This window comes from Streptomyces sclerotialus (assembly GCF_040907265.1).
Taxonomy (GTDB): Bacteria; Actinomycetota; Actinomycetes; order Streptomycetales; family Streptomycetaceae; genus Streptomyces; species Streptomyces sclerotialus.
In genome coordinates, this window is the sequence record NZ_JBFOHP010000002.1 from 1,414,096 (window position 1) to 1,428,623 (window position 14,528).

The window sequence follows — 14,528 nt, forward strand, 5'->3', positions numbered from 1 at the left end:
GGGCCCCTCCCCTCCCCCCGCCCCCTCCCCCTGCGATCGCCGGTCCTTCCTCTGTCGTCCCTCAGCTGGTGGGCGGCTCTCCCTTGATGATCGCGAAGGTGGCGCCGTACGGGTCGCGGAACATCGCCAGGCGGCCGACTCCCTCCGCGTCGACCGGCGGGATGAGGGTCGTCGCGCCGCGCTCCGTGGCCGCCGCGGCCGTGGCGTCACAGTCGTCCACACCGAAGTACGGATGCCACTCGGAGGTCGAGCCGCGGTCGAGGTTCTCCTGGGGCAGCTGCATGATGCCGCCCTGGCCGAACGCGGGCGAGGCCGCGACGCCCGCCGGGACGACGACGGTGTAGGCGCCCGCCTCGCCCATCGGCAGGTCCTGGTACTGCCAGGAGAACACCGAGCCGTAGAAGTCCTTGGCCGTCGCGGCGTCGGTGGTGTACAGCTCGGTCCAGCACAGGGCGTTGGACTCCATCACGACCTCCAGCCCCTTCACCTCGCCGGGCTGCCAGACCGCGAACTGCGCACCGGTGGGGTCGGTGAACGCGGCCAGCCGGCCCGCGGTGAAGACGTCCATCGGTTCGGCGCGGACCGTGCCGCCGGCCGCCTCCACGGCCTTGGCGGTGCCGTCCGCGTCCGGTGTGTGGAAGTACAGCGTCCAGGACGGGGCGGCGCCTTCCTCGACCAGCGGGCCGATCGCGGCGACGGTCCGGCCGTCCAGCCGGAAGAAGCCGTAGCCCCCGGCGTCCGGCCCCAGGGACTCGAAGGTCCAGCCGAGGACCTCGCTGTAGAAGGCGACGGCCGCGTCCACGTCGGGAACGCCGAGGTCGAGCCAGTTCGGCGCGCCCGGTACGTACTTGGTCGAGAGCATGAGCAGGTCCTTCGGTGTGAGGCGAAGCTGGTGAACTGCTGTCGTGGCGGTGTTCGGCCGCCGGCCGAGTACGGCCCGCACCACCGTGTTTTCCTGAGCTGTTCTCAGCATGGCAGGCACCACTGACAGTCGCCCCGCAACAGCACGTCACCGCAGCTCAGGCGGCATGCCGCCGCTTCTCAGCGCCGCTTGCTGCCGCGTCCCAGCCGGTCCCGCAGTTCGCGCTTGAGGATCTTGCCGCTGGCGTTGCGCGGCAGTTCCGGGACGAAGACGATCCGCTTGGGCGTCTTGAAGGCGGGCAGCCGGGTGCGGGCGGCGTCGATCAGCTCCTGCTCCCCCACCTCGCCCGCGTCCGGTTTCGCGACGACCACCGCCGTGACCGCCTCGATCCACCGGTCGTCCGGCAGGCCGATGACGGCGACCTCGGCGACCTTCGGGTGTTCGTAGAGCACGTCCTCGACCTGCCGGGAGGCGACCAGCACGCCGCCGGAGTTGATGACGTCCTTCACCCGGTCGACGACCGTGAGGTATCCCTCGGGGTCGCGTACGGCCAGGTCGCCGGAGCGGAACCAGCCGTCCCTGAAGGCCGCCTCGGTCTCCTCCGGCTTCTCCCAGTACCCCTCGCACAGCTGCGGTGAGCGGTAGACGACCTCGCCGGGCGTGCCGTCGGGTACGTCGCGGCCCTCCTCGTCGACGACGCGTGCCTCCACGAAGAGCACGGGGCGTCCGCAGGAGTCCATCCGGCCTTCGTGCTCGTCGGGTCCCAGCACGGTGGCCAGCGGGCCGATCTCGCTCTGGCCGAAGCAGTTGTAGAAGGCGAGTCCCGGCAGGCGGCCGCGGAGCCGTTCCAGTACGGGTACGGGCATGATCGACGCCCCGTAGTACGCCTTGCGCAGCCCCGTGAGGTCGCGCGCCGCGAAGTCGGGGTGCTGGGAGAGGCCGATCCACACCGTGGGCGGCGCGAAGAGGCTGTCCGCACGGCCCGCGCCCACCAGTTCGAAGACGGTGTCGGCGGCGGGCGCGTCCAGAATGGTGTTCTCCGCGCCCACGGCCAGATAGGGCAGCAGGAAGACGTGCATCTGGGCGGAGTGGTAGAGCGGCAGGGAGTGCAGCGGCCGGTCGTTCTCGGTCAGGTCCAGGGCCGTGATGGCGCTGACGTACTCGTGCACGAGGGCGCGGTGGGTCATCATCGCGCCCTTGGGGAGCGCGGTGGTGCCCGAGGTGTAGAGCAGCTGGACGAGGGACTCCCCGTCGACGTCCCCGAGCGGTGGGAGTGCGGCCAGCGCTGCGGGGTCCGTACGCAGCCGGTCCAGTCGGGCGAGCAGTCCGTCGCCGGCGTCGCGCAGTGGCAGGGCGGTGGCGCCGGCGGGGAGTTCGTGGGCGAGGTCGGGGTCGGTGAGGACCAGGGAGCTGCCGGACTGTTCGACGATGTACCGGAGGTCGTCGCCCGTGAGGTGGTGGTTGACGGGGACGTGGACGAGGCCGGCGCGGGCGCAGGCGAGGAAGCCGATCAGGTAGGCGTCGGAGTTGTGCCCGTACGAGCCGACCCGGTCGCCGGGGCGCAGTCCCTCGCCGAGGAGCAGCCGGGCCGCGGCGGTGACCGCCTCGTCCAGTTCCCGGTAGGTCCAGGAGCGTTCGGCGTACCGCACCGCCGTCCGCTCCGGTACCCGCCGGGCGCTCCGCCGCAGCATTCCGTCGACCGTACTGCTCCGCACTCCAGCCATGGCGCGATCCTGTGCCCGGCCTCCGCCCGGGTCAAGGGAGACGGCACCGGAACGGCGCGGCGGCCTCCGGGGCACCGGCCGCCGCGCCGCGTCTCAGACCGCGCGTGCGCGGCCCTCCCAGTACGGTGCGCGCAGCCGCCTCTTGTAGAGCTTGCCGTTGGGGTGGCGTGGCATGGTGACGATGAAGCCGACGCTCTTGGGGCGTTTGTATCCGGCCGGCCGGGTGGCGCAGTGGGCCAGTATCTCGGCGGCCGGTTCTTCGCCCGGTGTGCGGCCCTCCCTCTTGCAGTGTCCAGCGGTCCATCAGGACGAGCCGGTGGCCGATGTGCAGGGAGGCTCCCGAGAACTGCAGGACGGCGGTGTGGCAGAGCGGCGAGCACACGAGGTGCACGTTGTCGTCGAAGGGCCTGATGCCGAAGATGCCGAGGAAGCCGCCGAGGTGGGTCTCCTCGGGGGGCTTGCCGGGCAGTGGGCGGCGGATGCCTCGTGGGCGTCCGGTGGTGCCCGAGGTGTAGTTCATGGCCCAGCCGAGTGCGCGGCCGTCAGGCGGCGTCTCCGGCTGCCCGTCGAGGAGTTCCGCGTACGGGCGGAAACCGTCGGCCGTACCGGCCGCGTAGCGGCGTTCAGCGGGCAGTCCGGCTTCGTCGGCGGCGGCGCGGGCCGCGGCACCGAACCGCTCGTGCGCGATCAGTACCTCGGCACCGGAGTCGGCGACGGTCCAGGCGATCTCCGGGCCGACGAGGTGGTGGTTGACGGGCACGAGGTAGAACCCGGCCTGGGCGGCGGCGAGGTAGGCGGTGAAGAACTCCACTCCGTTGGGCAGCACGACGGCGAACGCGTCGCCGCGGCGCAGCCCGGCGGCGCGCAGCCCGTGGACGAGGCGGTGGCCCGGCTGATCGCCGCGGCCACGGCGGGGAACGGCGTGCACCCGGAGACGGCGTGTTCGACACCCAGCGTGCTGCTCAGCTCCGTCTGCATGCGCGCGGGATGCCGCAGCCCACCGCACGAAGGAAGAGTTTTCCCGACGCCACGTCAGTTTTGTTGTGGCCGGGGCAGGGTCCCTCGCATGACTTCCCTGACTCCCGTTCCTGTCTGCGGGCCCGAAGGCCCGCTGCGCGCCGCGGACGGCCCGCTGCGGCCCGCGCCGGTCCGCGCCGCGCTCTTCGACTTCTCGGGCACGCTCTTCCAGATCGCCCCCTACGCGGACCGCATCCGGGCCGCCCTGGGCCAGGCCGTGAGCGAGACCGCGATGGACGCCCTGCTGACCGGGCTGGAGGCCGGGCTGGCGCACCCCGCGGTCGTGGCGGCCCAGCGGGGCCGGGACGTCTCCGCCGCGGCCCACCGGCACGCCTTCACGACCTGGTACGCGTCCGTCCCGGCCCTCGCGCCGGTCGCGGAGGCGCTGTACGAGCAGCTGCGCTCCCCGGAGCACTGGCGCCCGTACGCGGACGCCGCGGAGACCCTGGAGGCCCTCACGCAGCAGGGCATACCTCTCGGCGTGGTCAGCGACGTCGGCTGGGACCTGCGCCCGACCTTCGCCCGCCACGGGCTGGACCGGTACTTCTCCGTGTGGGTGCATTCGTACGAGCACGGCACGGAGAAGCCCGACCCGGCGCTGTTCGGTTACGCCTGCCGACAGCTGGCCGTGGAGCCCGCCGAGACGCTGATGGTCGGGGACCACCCGGCCAAGGACGGCGGCGCGGCGGGCAGCGGCCTGCGGTCGTACGTGCTCCCGGCGGGGGCGGCGCCGGGAGCGGTCCGCGGCCTGGACGCGGTGCTGGGCCTGGCCCTCGCGTCCCGTCGTTGACCTCCCTGCCGCGTTCAGCTCTCCAGGGCCGCCATCGCCGCGTTGTGTCCCGGGATGCCGCTGACGCCGCCGCCTCGCGGCGCGCCCGCGCCGCACAGGAGGACGTTCGGGTGCGCGGTGGCCACCCCCCAGCGGGCGGCGGGGCTGTCGTCCTCGTGGCCGTCCGCGTACGGGAACGACAGGTCACCGTGGAAGATGTTGCCGCCCGGGAGGCGGAGGTCGCGTTCCAGGTCGAGCGGGGTCTTCGCCTCGATGCACGGACGGCCGTCGGCATCGTGGGCCAGGCAGTCGGCCAGCGGCTCGGCGAGGTGCGCGTCGAGCTGTTCGACGGTGGCCCGGAGGAGACGTTCCCGCGCCGTGTCGTTGTCGGCCGCGAACAGGCGCGCCGGGGTGTGCAGCCCGAAGAGGGTGAGCGTCTGGTAGCCCTGGCGTACGAGGTCGGGGGCGAGGACGGACGGGTCGGTGAGCGAGTGGCAGTAGATCTCGCTGGGCGGCGCCGCGGGGAGTTGACCGGCCGCGGCCTGCTGGTAGGCCGTCTCCAGCTGCTCGTACCCCTCCGCGACGTGGAAGGTGCCGGAGAACGCCTCGCGCGGGTCGACGCTCTCGTCCCGGAGGCGCGGCAGGCGCGTCAGCAGCATGTTGACCTTGAGCTGGGCGCCTTCGGCCGGCTCCGGCGGCTGCTCTCCGAGGAGCCCGGCCAGCGCCTCGGGGGAGGCGTTCACCAGCACCTGACGGGCGGCGAACGTGCCCTGTTCGCACGTCACTTCGGCCGTCTTGCCGTCCGTGGCCAGCCGTGTCACCTCGTGGCCGGTGGCGATCTCGGCGCCGGCCTGCCGGGCGGCGCGGGCCAGCGCGTCGGTGAGCGCGCCCATGCCGCCGAGCGGTACGTCCCAGTCGCCGGTGCCGCCGCCGATGACGTGGTACAGGAAGCAGCGGTTCTGGCGCAGCGTCTCGTCGTGCGCGGCGGCGAAGGTGCCGATCAGGCCGTCGGTGAGGACGACGCCGCGTACGAGGTCGTCGGCGAACGTCTTCTCGATGGTCTCGCCGATCGGCCGTTCGAACAGCGCCTGCCAGGCGTCCTCGTCGTCGATGCGGGCGCGCAGCTCCGCCCGGGTGGGCAGCGGCTCGGTGAGGGTGGGGAAGACCCGCTCGGCGACCCGCGCCGTCGCCCCGTAGAAGCGCTCCCAGGCCTCGTACTCACGGTCCGAGCCGGTCAGCACTTTGAAGGCGGCACGGGTACGGGCGGTATCCCCGCCCACGAGGAGCCCGGTGGGCCGCCCTTCACGGTCGGTGGGCGTGTACGAGGAGACGGTGCGCTTCCGGACGGCGAAGCGCAGCCCGAGATCCTGGACGATCTTCGGGGGCAGCAGGCTGACGAGGTAGGAGTAGCGCGAGAGCCGGGCGTCGATCCCGGCGAAGGCCCTGGTGGAGACGGCTGCGCCACCGGTGTGGCCGAGCCGTTCCAGTACGAGCACGCTGCGCCCGGCGCGGGCGAGATAGGCGGCGGCGACGAGGCCGTTGTGCCCGCCGCCGACAATGATCACGTCGTAGGACGTCCGTTCCGGCATGCCTCTTGGTAGCACGGAGCGATCACTACCGGCCAGAGGTCTGCCTCCCTCCGGTCGGACGCGTCCTGCAGCGCTCCGTTCCGACCGTCTCCGGACACCCGGCAGGCGCCCGTACGTCACCCGCCGGGCACTCGCACCGCGCGAACCGGACCTCCTTGCCGTCGTAGTCCCCGCGCCCGTGCGCCTCAGTGCGCGTGCGGCCCCCGGCGCTGCCGCAGAGCCGCCACCCGGCGGTACAGGCCGACCGCCTCGGCCGCACGGCCGAGCTGTTCCAGACAGTGCGCCTCGTCGGTACGGCTGGCCAGCGCGTCGGGGTGGTCGGGCCCGAACACCCGCTCCCGCGCCTCCGCGACCTGCCGGTAGACGGACAGCGCCTCGCTCCAGCGAGCCAGCCAGCCCAGCCCCACGGCGATCTCACGGCGGCTGACGAGCGTGTCCGGGTGGTCCGGGCCGAGCACCTTCTCGCGCAGCGCGCACACCTCGCGCGCCTCGGCCAGCGCGTCCTCCCAGCGCCCGAGCCGCCCGAGGTTGACACCGAGGCCGTGCCGGGCGCGCAGCGTCTCGGGGTCCTCCGCCCCCTGCGCCTCCGTGCGGGCCGCCACCAGCTCCCGGTAGAGCTGCAGGGCCTCCGCACTGCGGCCCAGCCGGCCGAGGCTTATCCCGACCTCGTACGTCGCGGCGAGCGTATCGGGGTGCTCCGGGCCGAGCGCCTGGGCGCGCGCCGCGGCCACCTCTTTGTACATGCGCAGCGCTTCGGGCCAGCGGCCCAGCCGGCCGAGGGTGTACGCGACCTCGTGACGCGTGACAAGGGTGTCGGGGTGGTGCTCGCCGAGCACCCGGGCGCGCGCGGCGGCGACCTCGCGCGCCATCTCGTAGGAGTCCTCCAGGCGGCCCAGCCGGCCGAGGTTGTAGGCGAGGTTGTGGCGGCAGCGCAGCGTGTCGGGGTGGTCGGCGCCCATCGTGCGGTCCCGCGCCGCGGCGACGGAGGTGTACACCTGATGCGCTTCGAAGTGGCGCCCGAGGCGGCCGAGTACGTACGCCGTCTCCTGGCGGGCGGCGAGCGTGTCGGCGTGCTCGGCGCCGAGCGTCCGCTCGCGGCCGGCGGCCACCGTCTCGTACTCGCGCAGCGCGTCGGCGAACCGGCCCGAGCGCGCCAGGGTGAAGGCCACCTCGAAGCGGCTGGCGAGGGTGTCGGCGTGGTCGGGTCCGAGAACGTGCTCCCGTTCGGCGGCGACCGCGCGGTGCACCTCGCCCGCCTCCTCCCAGCGTCCGAGCCGGCCCAGGCTCAGCCCGGCGTTGTGCCGTCCGGCGAGGGCCGCGAGCGTCGCGGGCGAGGGGGTGGGGCGCTCCAGGGCGGGCGGGGTGCTGTCGGGCCGGTGGGCCTCGAAGCCGATGGTCCAGGAGCCGGTCAGTTCGCCGACGGTGCCGCGGGCCGGTGTGCGGAGCGTACGGGCCGAGCGCGCGCCGGCTCCGAGACGCGTGCCGGCGGTCCAGGCGGGCAGCCCGGTGGCGGCCTGCTGCGGGGCGCGGGCGGTGGCGAGGCGCTTGCCCAGTTCCGCGGCGTCACGCGGGCGGTCGTCGGGGTCCTTGGCGAGCAGGTCGAGGACGATGCGCTCATAGGGCTCGGGGAGGTCCGGGCGGCGCTTGCGGAGCGGCTGGGGTGCGGTGTCGCGGTGGCCGACGAGCACCGCCCAGGCGTCGTCGAACTCGAACGGCGGCACGCCCGTGGCCAGTTCGTACAGCACGCAGCCCAGGGAGTACAGGTCGCTGCGGTGGTCGATGGTGCCGCCCGCGATCTGTTCGGGCGACATGTAGTGCGGCGTACCCATGGCGACGCCGGTGCCGGTGAGCCGGGCGGTGAAGCCGATGTCGTGGCCGAGCCGGGCGATGCCGAAGTCGCAGATCTTCACCGTACCGTCCGCTATCCGGACGATGTTCGCCGGCTTCAGGTCCCGGTGCACGACCGCCTGCTCGTGCGTGTACGCGAGCGCCGCCGACACCTGGTCGGCGATGTCGACGAAGTCCGGTACGGGCAGCGGGTCCCGGCGGTTGTCCTCCAGAAGCTGGCTGAGATTACGCCCGTCCAGCAGCTCCATGACGATGTACAGAATGCCGTCGTCCTCGCCGAAGTCGTGCACGACGGTGATGCCGCGGTGCTGCAGGCCCGCTGCCACCCGCGCCTCGCGGCGGAACCGCTCGCGCAGCACGCGCATGAACGACGGGTCCTGCTGCTGCCCCAGCGGCTTGAGGCACTTGACCGCGACCCGGCGGCCCAGGGACTCGTCCCGGGCCCGCCACACCTCCCCCATGCCCCCGCGTCCGATCAGATCGATCAGCCGGTAACGGCCGTGGATCAGCCTGCTCTCCCCCATCGCCTGCCGCCGCCCCCGTCCCCGTTGTCAGCCCCGTGGCTCCCCCTGAGCACCGTGAGCCCTCAGTATGGCGGCCGGGCGGCACGGCTTGTAGGCCGACGGGCGGGTGCCGGGTCCGAGTCCGGCCACCGCGCGGAGGACGTGTTCCGGCAGCGGCACCGGACTGCCGTACAGCTCGTGCGCATACGAGGGGAGCACCTCGTACGCCATGGAGGCCACCTGCTGCCACAGCAGCGCGCATACGGGATCATCTGCGCACGCGGGGCGTCCCCGGACCGACCCACGAGATGATCTCCCGCTGGATCTCGTTGTTGCCGCCGCCGAAGGTGAAGATGACGGCGGAGGCGTCCTGGGGGCTGAGGGCGGAGCGCCGGCGCCTCCCTGGCCCGGTCCTGCGGTCCGTGGGGTCGCCCGCACGGCAGAACGTGTTCCAGTGATACGGAAGGGGCAGGCGCGCGCTCTTCCGCGCGCAGGCCGCCGGGTGATCTGAGAGGGTCGAGCCATGCTGCGTACCGTCCGGGCGGTCGCCGGCGACTGGACCGCCGCCCTTCCCGTACTCGCCGTCGTCCTGCTCGCGTTCACCTGGGGCCGTGCACTGCCCGGACCGGTCGTCGCCCTCGTGGCGTGCTTCCTGGCCGGTGCCGTACTGGCCGCGGTGCACCACGCCGAGGTGGTGGCCCACCGGGTGGGTGAGCCGTTCGGGTCCCTGGTGCTCGCGGTGGCGGTGACCACCATCGAAGTGGCACTGATCGTCACGCTGATGACCGACGGCGGCGACAAGGCCGCCTCGCTCGCCCGGGACACCGTCTTCGCCGCCGTGATGATCACCTGCAACGGCATCGTCGGGCTGTGCCTGCTGGTGGGCGCGGTGCGCAGGCGGGTCGCGGTGTTCAACCCGGAGGGCACCGGGGCGGCGTTCGCGACGGTGGCCACGCTGGCCGGGCTCAGCCTCGTCCTGCCCACGTTCACCACGAGCAAGCCGGGCCCGGAGTTCGCCCCGGCCCAGCTGGTGTTCGCCGCGTTCGCGGCCGTCGTGCTCTACGGGCTCTTCGTGGCCACCCAGACCCTGCGGCACCGGGACTACTTCCTCCCCGTCACCTCCTCGGGCAAGGTGATCGACGAGGACGACCACGCCGATCCGCCCACCCGGCGGGTGGCCCTGACCAGCCTGGGGCTGCTGGCCCTGGCGCTGGTGGGCGTGGTGGGGCTGGCCAAGGCGGCCTCGCCCACGATCGAGGCCGGGGTGCAGGCCGCCGGCCTGCCGTCCTCCGTGGTCGGCGTGGTGATCGCGCTGCTGGTCCTGCTGCCGGAGACCATCGCTGCGGTACGGGCGGCCGCCCGTGACCGGGTGCAGACCAGCCTGAACCTCGGGCTCGGCTCCGCCATGGCGAGCATCGGGCTGACCATCCCCGCCGTCGCCGTGGCCTCCATCTGGCTGAGCGGCCCGCTCGTCCTCGGGCTCGGCGCGACCCACATGGTGCTGCTGGCCCTCACGGTGGTCGTCGGCACCCTGACGGTCATCCCGGGACGCGCCACGCCCCTCCAGGGCGGCGTCCACCTCGCCCTGCTGGCCGCGTACCTGGTCCTGGCCGTCAGCCCCTGAGAGAGCCTCCGCGGAGCGGAGCAGGACCCTGTGAGACGCCGCAGCGGTCCTCCGGACGGACGTCGGAGCATGAGGGCGGACTCACCGACGCGCCTCGGGACGAGCCCACGGCCGTCACCTCGCCGGCGGGTCGTCCTTCGTGTCCGCACGGTCCTGCACGCGGGTGCGGTCCGGAATGCGTTCCTGAGCGCGCGCCGTGTCCTGCGTGCCCGTCCGGGCGGAGCGGCGCCGCAGGTGCAGATGGGGTGCGTGCGGCAGGTGCGCGCGCTCATGGCGTTCGGGACGCGGCTGCGGTGCGGTGCCCGCCGCCAGGGCCCGATCGGCCAGCCCCACCGGCACCGCGTGCACCCGCCCGCTCTCGCAGTGCGGGCAGACGGGCGCGGTGAGCGGGGAGCGCACCGTGCGCCCTTCGATGCGGTACGTCTGGGAGCGGCGGCCGTCGGCATCGGCGACGATCACGATCTCGTAGGTCTGTTTCCAGGCGTGACCGCATCCGGTGCAGCTGAATGCGTAGGTCTGCCGCAGGTCACCGGGTTCGGTCATGGCTCGCTCCCTTGTGACCGACACGCCGCGTCCGGCGATGCCGCTCCAGGCAGCCATCATCACGCGCCCCGAGGCGTCCCGCAACGCTCGCGGCAGCCCCTCGGAGGCGCACGGCGACCGTGCCCCGCGCCGCCGCCGTACGCCGTGGTGCGCCTGGCGGCACACCCGGCGGACCGGGGCGGCACGCCCGGCTCAGCACATCTTGTAGTCGTACCGGGGGGAGTTGTACGAGCAGGTGTCCTGGACGCGGCCGGTGGACGTGCGCAGCGTCGCGGTGTCCTTGTCGTTGTTCCAGACGTACGCGGCCCGGCCCTGATAGCGGGTCGACTGGGTGTTGCCGCCCCTGCCGGTGCGCACGGTCACGGTCTTGCCGGAGCCGAGCGTGTACGTGCCGAAGGTGTACTTGTGCCGCGAGGCGTCCACCAGCGTCCAGCCCTTCAGGCTGACGCTCCTGCCGGTGCTGTTCCGTATCTGCACGTACTCGGCGTTCAGGCTGGAATTGGAGCGGGTGTCCTTGCCCGGGCTGTCGTAGTAGATCTTGTACAGGTGGACCGAGCCGGCCGCCTGGGCCTGTGCGGGCAGCGCAAGGATCCCGGCACACGCGGTGGCGGTCACTGCGGCGGCGAGCGTACGTATACGAAGCAACGCGCATCCTCAAGATGTCGGGCCGAACCCCGGCAGGATTCGGCAGACACTCAGGTTATCGAACACCTCGAACAGCAAAAGGTTTTTCTGTGAAATCTGTGAAGATCGAGAAGCCGACGGGTCCGGCAAGTACCGTCTCCCCGACCGGAGGAGACGAGGAGAGACGATGCGTTATGCCGACGGCCCGGCGGCCCGGTGCGAGATACGGATCGCGGCGGCCGCGCCACGGATCTGGGAGCTGGTCAGCGACATCGGCCTGCCCGCCCGGCTGAGCCCCGAACTGCAGCGGGTGGAATGGCTCGACGGTGCCACCGCGCCCGCGGTGGGCGCTCGCTTCGCCGGGCACAACCGCCACCCGAAGATCGGTGAGTGGCGGACCGTCTCGCAGATCGTCACGGCGGACGCCGGGCACGAGTTCGGCTGGGCCGTCCTCGACACCGCCGGCCGCTTCGGCGCACCGGTGACGGACCCCGCGCACGCCCTGGCGACCTGGCGCTTCACACTGGACTCCGCACCCGAGGGCGTCCGGCTGCGGCACTCCGTACGCATCGGCCCCGGTGCCTCCGGGCTCAGCGCGGTCATCGCCCGGATGCCCGACCGCGAGGAGCAGCTGATCGAGGCCCGGCTCGCGGAGCTGCGTACGGGGATGACCGCGACGCTGGAGGGCATCAAGGCGCTCGCGGAGGCATGACGAGCACGCGGCGTCACGACGAGGGCCTGCACGGCCCGCCGAGTACGCGGCCGCACGCCCGGCATGTGTGCGCTATCCAGGTATTTGCTCCGGTTTGCACCGAAAACCACCGGGTACTCGATGATCGCTCCGGCAGCAGGCCGGAACGGACCGGCGAGACCGGGAGGCGCAGATGCGCGACACAGACCCGATGAACGAGCCGACGCCCTCCCAGGCGGAGGGCGAGCGCCGAGGCCCGGAGAACACCCGTGGGCGGCAGGACGGCCCCGAGCGCGGCCGCGAGGCACCCCGCACCACGCCGTCGCAGGCGGAGGGCGAGGACGAGAGCCGGGACGCGGAGCGGCACCGCGACCGGTGAGCCCGCCGTCCGGGCGGGCGGGACGAGGCAGTTGCGCCCTCCCGTGGCCCGGACACCCTGAGCATCGCAAGGGCGCTCCCGGCCAGGCCCGCCGCTCCCCCAGGAGCCCCGGGCACGTGCCGAGGATCAGCCGAGCGCCCCCTTGCCGAGCCGCCCGTCAGCAGTCACGGGCGAGCACCTTTTCACCGACGCCCCCACGGGGCGTGCCGCGACACCCCGACGGGCCCATGTCGCGTCAGCATTCCGTCAGAAGCGGCCCGTTCACCGTCAGCGTCCCGTCATGGACCCACGGGCCGCCCGCTGCCCCGGGCATACCGTCGGCAGCGGTCCCGGCCCGCCCTCACCGCGCCGGGACCGCTGCCTTCAGACCCGCACCACCTGGGAGAACGCCATGGCGGACACCTTGCTGACCGAAGACCCGGAACCTCTCGAACACCCGGCCGGACCGCTCTACGTGCCGGTCCGGCCGGGTCCCATGGGTTACGCGGCCCGCCTGTGCCGTACACCCCTCGGCTGCCGCACGGCCGTCGGCTTCACGACGGAGCAACGGCTGGTGTCGGCGCTCGGCCCCGGAGTGCCGTGGATCCGGCTCGCCGAGCCGGCGCTGCGCGCCCTCGTGGCCCCGCTGGGCGTCACCCGCGTCACCGTCGACGCCCGCTTCGCCGCCCCGAACCCCCGTGCCACGCCTCATCACTCCCCCGCACCTGAACACGCCGTCACGCCCGCCGCTTCGCCGGCCCTCGGCGGTTCCCCCTCCCCGGGCGCCGCGCCCGTACCGAAGCGCGCCACCGCACCGGCGGCGCCCTACCTCCTCCGGGGGCGCGCCGCATGACCACCGTCGACCTGCCGTCCACCACGGTCACCGCGACCGCCCCCACCAGGTCGGCCGCGCTGTCCGTCTGGCCTTCCTCCACCGTCCCGCTGCCCTCCGGTGACCTGGCGGTGGGCGGGGTGCCGCTCTCCGAGGCCGCCGAGCGCTTCGGTACGCCCGTCTACCTGCTCGACGAGGGCGAGGTGCGGGCCCGCTGCCGTACGTATGCGCAGGCCTTCCCCGACGCCGACATCCGGTACGCGGCCAAGGCCTTCCTGTGCCGGGCCATGGCCCGCTGGGTGGCCGAGGAAGGGCTCGGCCTGGACGTCTGCTCGGCGGGCGAGCTGGAGCTCGCGGCCGCGGCGGGCGTACCGCCCGAGCGCGTCGTGCTGCACGGCAACGCCAAGAGCCCGCACGACCTGGAGGCCGCGCTACGGCTCGGCGTGGGCCGCATCGTCATCGACAGCCCGTCGGAGATCGCCCGCCTCGCGGCCGCCGCCGGCAGCGCACGGACCCGCCTGAAGGTCATGGTCCGGGTGGTGCCCGGCATCACCGCCGGCGCGCACGAGAAGATCCGCACCGGTACCGCCGACCAGAAGTTCGGCCTGTCGGTCGCGGACGGCAGCGCGCAGCACGCCATCGCCCGGGTGCTCGCCCAGCCGGATCTCGAACTGGCCGGCCTGCACTGCCACTTGGGCTCGCAGATCACCAGCAGCAAGCCCTATCTGGCGGCGGTGCGCCGGATGGTGGGGCTGATGGCCCGTATCCGGGGCACCCACGGCGTGGTGCCGCCCGAGCTGGACCTCGGGGGCGGGCACGGCATCGCCTACCGGCCGGGCGAGCCCGCACTGGACGTTCCCGCGCTCGCCAGGAAGGTACGCGCGGCCCTGATCGAGAGCTGTGCGGCGGCCGGCCTCACCGTGCCCCGGCTCGTCATCGAACCGGGCCGGGCCATCGCGGGCCCCGCGGGCGTCGCGCTCTACCGGGTGCTCGCCGTCAAGCGCACCGAGTCGCGCACCTTCGTCGCCGTGGACGGCGGGATGAGCGACAATCCCCGGCCCGCGCTGTACGGGGTGCGCTACGCGCCCCGGCTGGTCGGCCGGCTCTCGCGCGCCGAACCCGCCCCGGTGACCGTCGTCGGCCGGCACTGCGAGGCGGGGGACGTCCTCGCGTCCGGTGTGCCGCTGCCCGGTGACGTCCGGCCCGGCGATCTCCTCGCCGTACCGGTGGCGGGCGCGTACCACCTGTCCATGGCCTCCGCGTACAACCTCGTCGGCCGTCCCCCGGTGGCCGCCGTGAGGGGCGGCGAGGCGCGGCTTCTCGTACGCCGCGAAACGCTGGCCGATATGAGCAGCCGCGACATCGGCCGCTAGCCGCTCCTCCCTGAAGCTGGTCGAGGACCACACCGAGGGCCGGATCGCCGGCTTCGTGGGCGAGCCCCGGATCAACATTCTCCGGCTCGACATCGCCCTCAAGGAGCTGACGCGGGGCCGAGGACGGCGGACGTCAGGTCCGACAGCAGGCGAGGCCGGGTGGCGCCGAAG

At 73.4% G+C, this 14,528-nt stretch carries 12 protein-coding genes and 3 pseudogenes; 7 read left to right on the forward strand and 8 right to left on the reverse strand.

Translation table 11 applies throughout. The annotated features are described in order from the left end of the window. Positions 1–61 precede the first annotated feature (61 nt). From AAC944_RS06270 to AAC944_RS36485, 4 genes and pseudogenes are all read right to left on the reverse strand, one after another. A complete protein-coding gene (locus AAC944_RS06270; RefSeq protein WP_030624102.1) occupies positions 62–862 on the reverse strand; it encodes a VOC family protein in 801 nt (266 codons plus the stop codon). 179 nt (positions 863–1,041) lie between these two features. Further along, positions 1,042–2,586: an acyl-CoA synthetase gene (locus AAC944_RS06275; RefSeq protein WP_030624099.1), complete on the reverse strand. Its 1,545-nt coding sequence runs from the start codon at positions 2,584–2,586 to the stop codon at positions 1,042–1,044. Positions 2,587–2,866: 280 nt separating this feature from the next. Then, positions 2,867–3,469: pseudogene (locus tag AAC944_RS06280) on the reverse strand (AMP-binding protein); the annotation flags it as partial. Positions 3,470–3,471: 2 nt separating this feature from the next. Beyond that, positions 3,472–3,564: pseudogene (locus tag AAC944_RS36485) on the reverse strand (nitronate monooxygenase); the annotation flags it as partial. Between the two features lie 88 nt (positions 3,565–3,652). Between AAC944_RS36485 and AAC944_RS06285 the strand changes: the two are divergent. After that, positions 3,653–4,393, forward strand: a complete 741-nt coding sequence (locus tag AAC944_RS06285) for an HAD family hydrolase (RefSeq protein WP_368396938.1) — start codon at positions 3,653–3,655, stop codon at positions 4,391–4,393. 14 nt (positions 4,394–4,407) lie between these two features. Here AAC944_RS06285 and AAC944_RS06290 read toward each other — a convergent pair whose 3' ends face one another. Both AAC944_RS06290 and AAC944_RS06295 read right to left on the reverse strand, forming a co-directional pair. Continuing rightward, positions 4,408–5,961 (reverse strand): phytoene desaturase family protein, encoded by a 1,554-nt coding sequence (locus tag AAC944_RS06290; protein ID WP_030624092.1) that lies wholly within the window; start codon positions 5,959–5,961, stop codon positions 4,408–4,410. A 185-nt stretch (positions 5,962–6,146) separates the two neighbouring features. Continuing rightward, positions 6,147–8,333, reverse strand: coding sequence for a serine/threonine-protein kinase (locus AAC944_RS06295; RefSeq protein WP_030624090.1), 2,187 nt, complete (start codon positions 8,331–8,333; stop codon positions 6,147–6,149). 502 nt (positions 8,334–8,835) lie between these two features. Between AAC944_RS06295 and AAC944_RS06305 the strand changes: the two genes are divergently transcribed. Next, complete coding sequence (locus AAC944_RS06305; protein ID WP_030624084.1) at positions 8,836–9,936, forward strand: calcium:cation antiporter; 1,101 nt, start codon at positions 8,836–8,838, stop codon at positions 9,934–9,936. A gap of 114 nt (positions 9,937–10,050) precedes the next feature. Here the strand turns inward: AAC944_RS06305 and AAC944_RS06310 are convergent, their stop codons facing one another. Then, positions 10,051–10,479, reverse strand: coding sequence for a hypothetical protein (locus tag AAC944_RS06310; protein ID WP_051872403.1), 429 nt, complete (start codon positions 10,477–10,479; stop codon positions 10,051–10,053). Between the two features lie 192 nt (positions 10,480–10,671). Then, positions 10,672–11,124, reverse strand: a complete 453-nt coding sequence (locus AAC944_RS06315) for a lamin tail domain-containing protein (RefSeq protein WP_051872402.1) — start codon at positions 11,122–11,124, stop codon at positions 10,672–10,674. Between the two features lie 166 nt (positions 11,125–11,290). Here AAC944_RS06315 and AAC944_RS06320 point away from each other — a divergent pair, with 166 nt between their 5' ends. The 5 genes and pseudogenes from AAC944_RS06320 to AAC944_RS06340 form a co-directional block, all read left to right on the forward strand. Next, positions 11,291–11,815: an SRPBCC family protein gene (locus AAC944_RS06320; protein WP_030624075.1), complete on the forward strand. Its 525-nt coding sequence runs from the start codon at positions 11,291–11,293 to the stop codon at positions 11,813–11,815. Positions 11,816–11,987: 172 nt separating this feature from the next. After that, on the forward strand, positions 11,988–12,173 hold the full coding sequence (locus AAC944_RS06325; protein WP_030624072.1) for a hypothetical protein: 186 nt from the start codon (positions 11,988–11,990) through the stop codon (positions 12,171–12,173). A gap of 391 nt (positions 12,174–12,564) precedes the next feature. After that, a complete protein-coding gene (locus tag AAC944_RS06330) occupies positions 12,565–13,005 on the forward strand; it encodes an SAV_915 family protein (RefSeq protein WP_051872401.1) in 441 nt (146 codons plus the stop codon). After that, entirely contained in the window at positions 13,002–14,357 is a 1,356-nt protein-coding gene (lysA, locus tag AAC944_RS06335; protein WP_030624066.1) for a diaminopimelate decarboxylase, read from the forward strand. Before AAC944_RS06330 ends, lysA begins: the two co-directional genes overlap by 4 nt. Before the next feature lie 13 nt (positions 14,358–14,370). Continuing rightward, positions 14,371–14,475, forward strand: a pseudogene (locus tag AAC944_RS06340) (potassium-transporting ATPase subunit C); the annotation flags it as partial. Positions 14,476–14,528 lie beyond the last annotated feature (53 nt).

Coding starts and splice junctions, on each gene's coding strand:
- AAC944_RS06270 (WP_030624102.1), bottom strand. CDS start 862: ATGCTCTCGACCAAGTACGTACCGGGCGCGCCGAACTGGCTCGACCTC.
- AAC944_RS06275 (WP_030624099.1), bottom strand. CDS start 2,586: ATGGCTGGAGTGCGGAGCAGTACGGTCGACGGAATGCTGCGGCGGAGC.
- AAC944_RS06285 (WP_368396938.1), top strand. CDS start 3,653: ATGACTTCCCTGACTCCCGTTCCTGTCTGCGGGCCCGAAGGCCCGCTG.
- AAC944_RS06290 (WP_030624092.1), bottom strand. CDS start 5,961: ATGCCGGAACGGACGTCCTACGACGTGATCATTGTCGGCGGCGGGCAC.
- AAC944_RS06295 (WP_030624090.1), bottom strand. CDS start 8,333: ATGGGGGAGAGCAGGCTGATCCACGGCCGTTACCGGCTGATCGATCTG.
- AAC944_RS06305 (WP_030624084.1), top strand. CDS start 8,836: ATGCTGCGTACCGTCCGGGCGGTCGCCGGCGACTGGACCGCCGCCCTT.
- AAC944_RS06310 (WP_051872403.1), bottom strand. CDS start 10,479: ATGACCGAACCCGGTGACCTGCGGCAGACCTACGCATTCAGCTGCACC.
- AAC944_RS06320 (WP_030624075.1), top strand. CDS start 11,291: ATGCGTTATGCCGACGGCCCGGCGGCCCGGTGCGAGATACGGATCGCG.
- AAC944_RS06325 (WP_030624072.1), top strand. CDS start 11,988: ATGCGCGACACAGACCCGATGAACGAGCCGACGCCCTCCCAGGCGGAG.
- AAC944_RS06330 (WP_051872401.1), top strand. CDS start 12,565: ATGGCGGACACCTTGCTGACCGAAGACCCGGAACCTCTCGAACACCCG.
- lysA (WP_030624066.1), top strand. CDS start 13,002: ATGACCACCGTCGACCTGCCGTCCACCACGGTCACCGCGACCGCCCCC.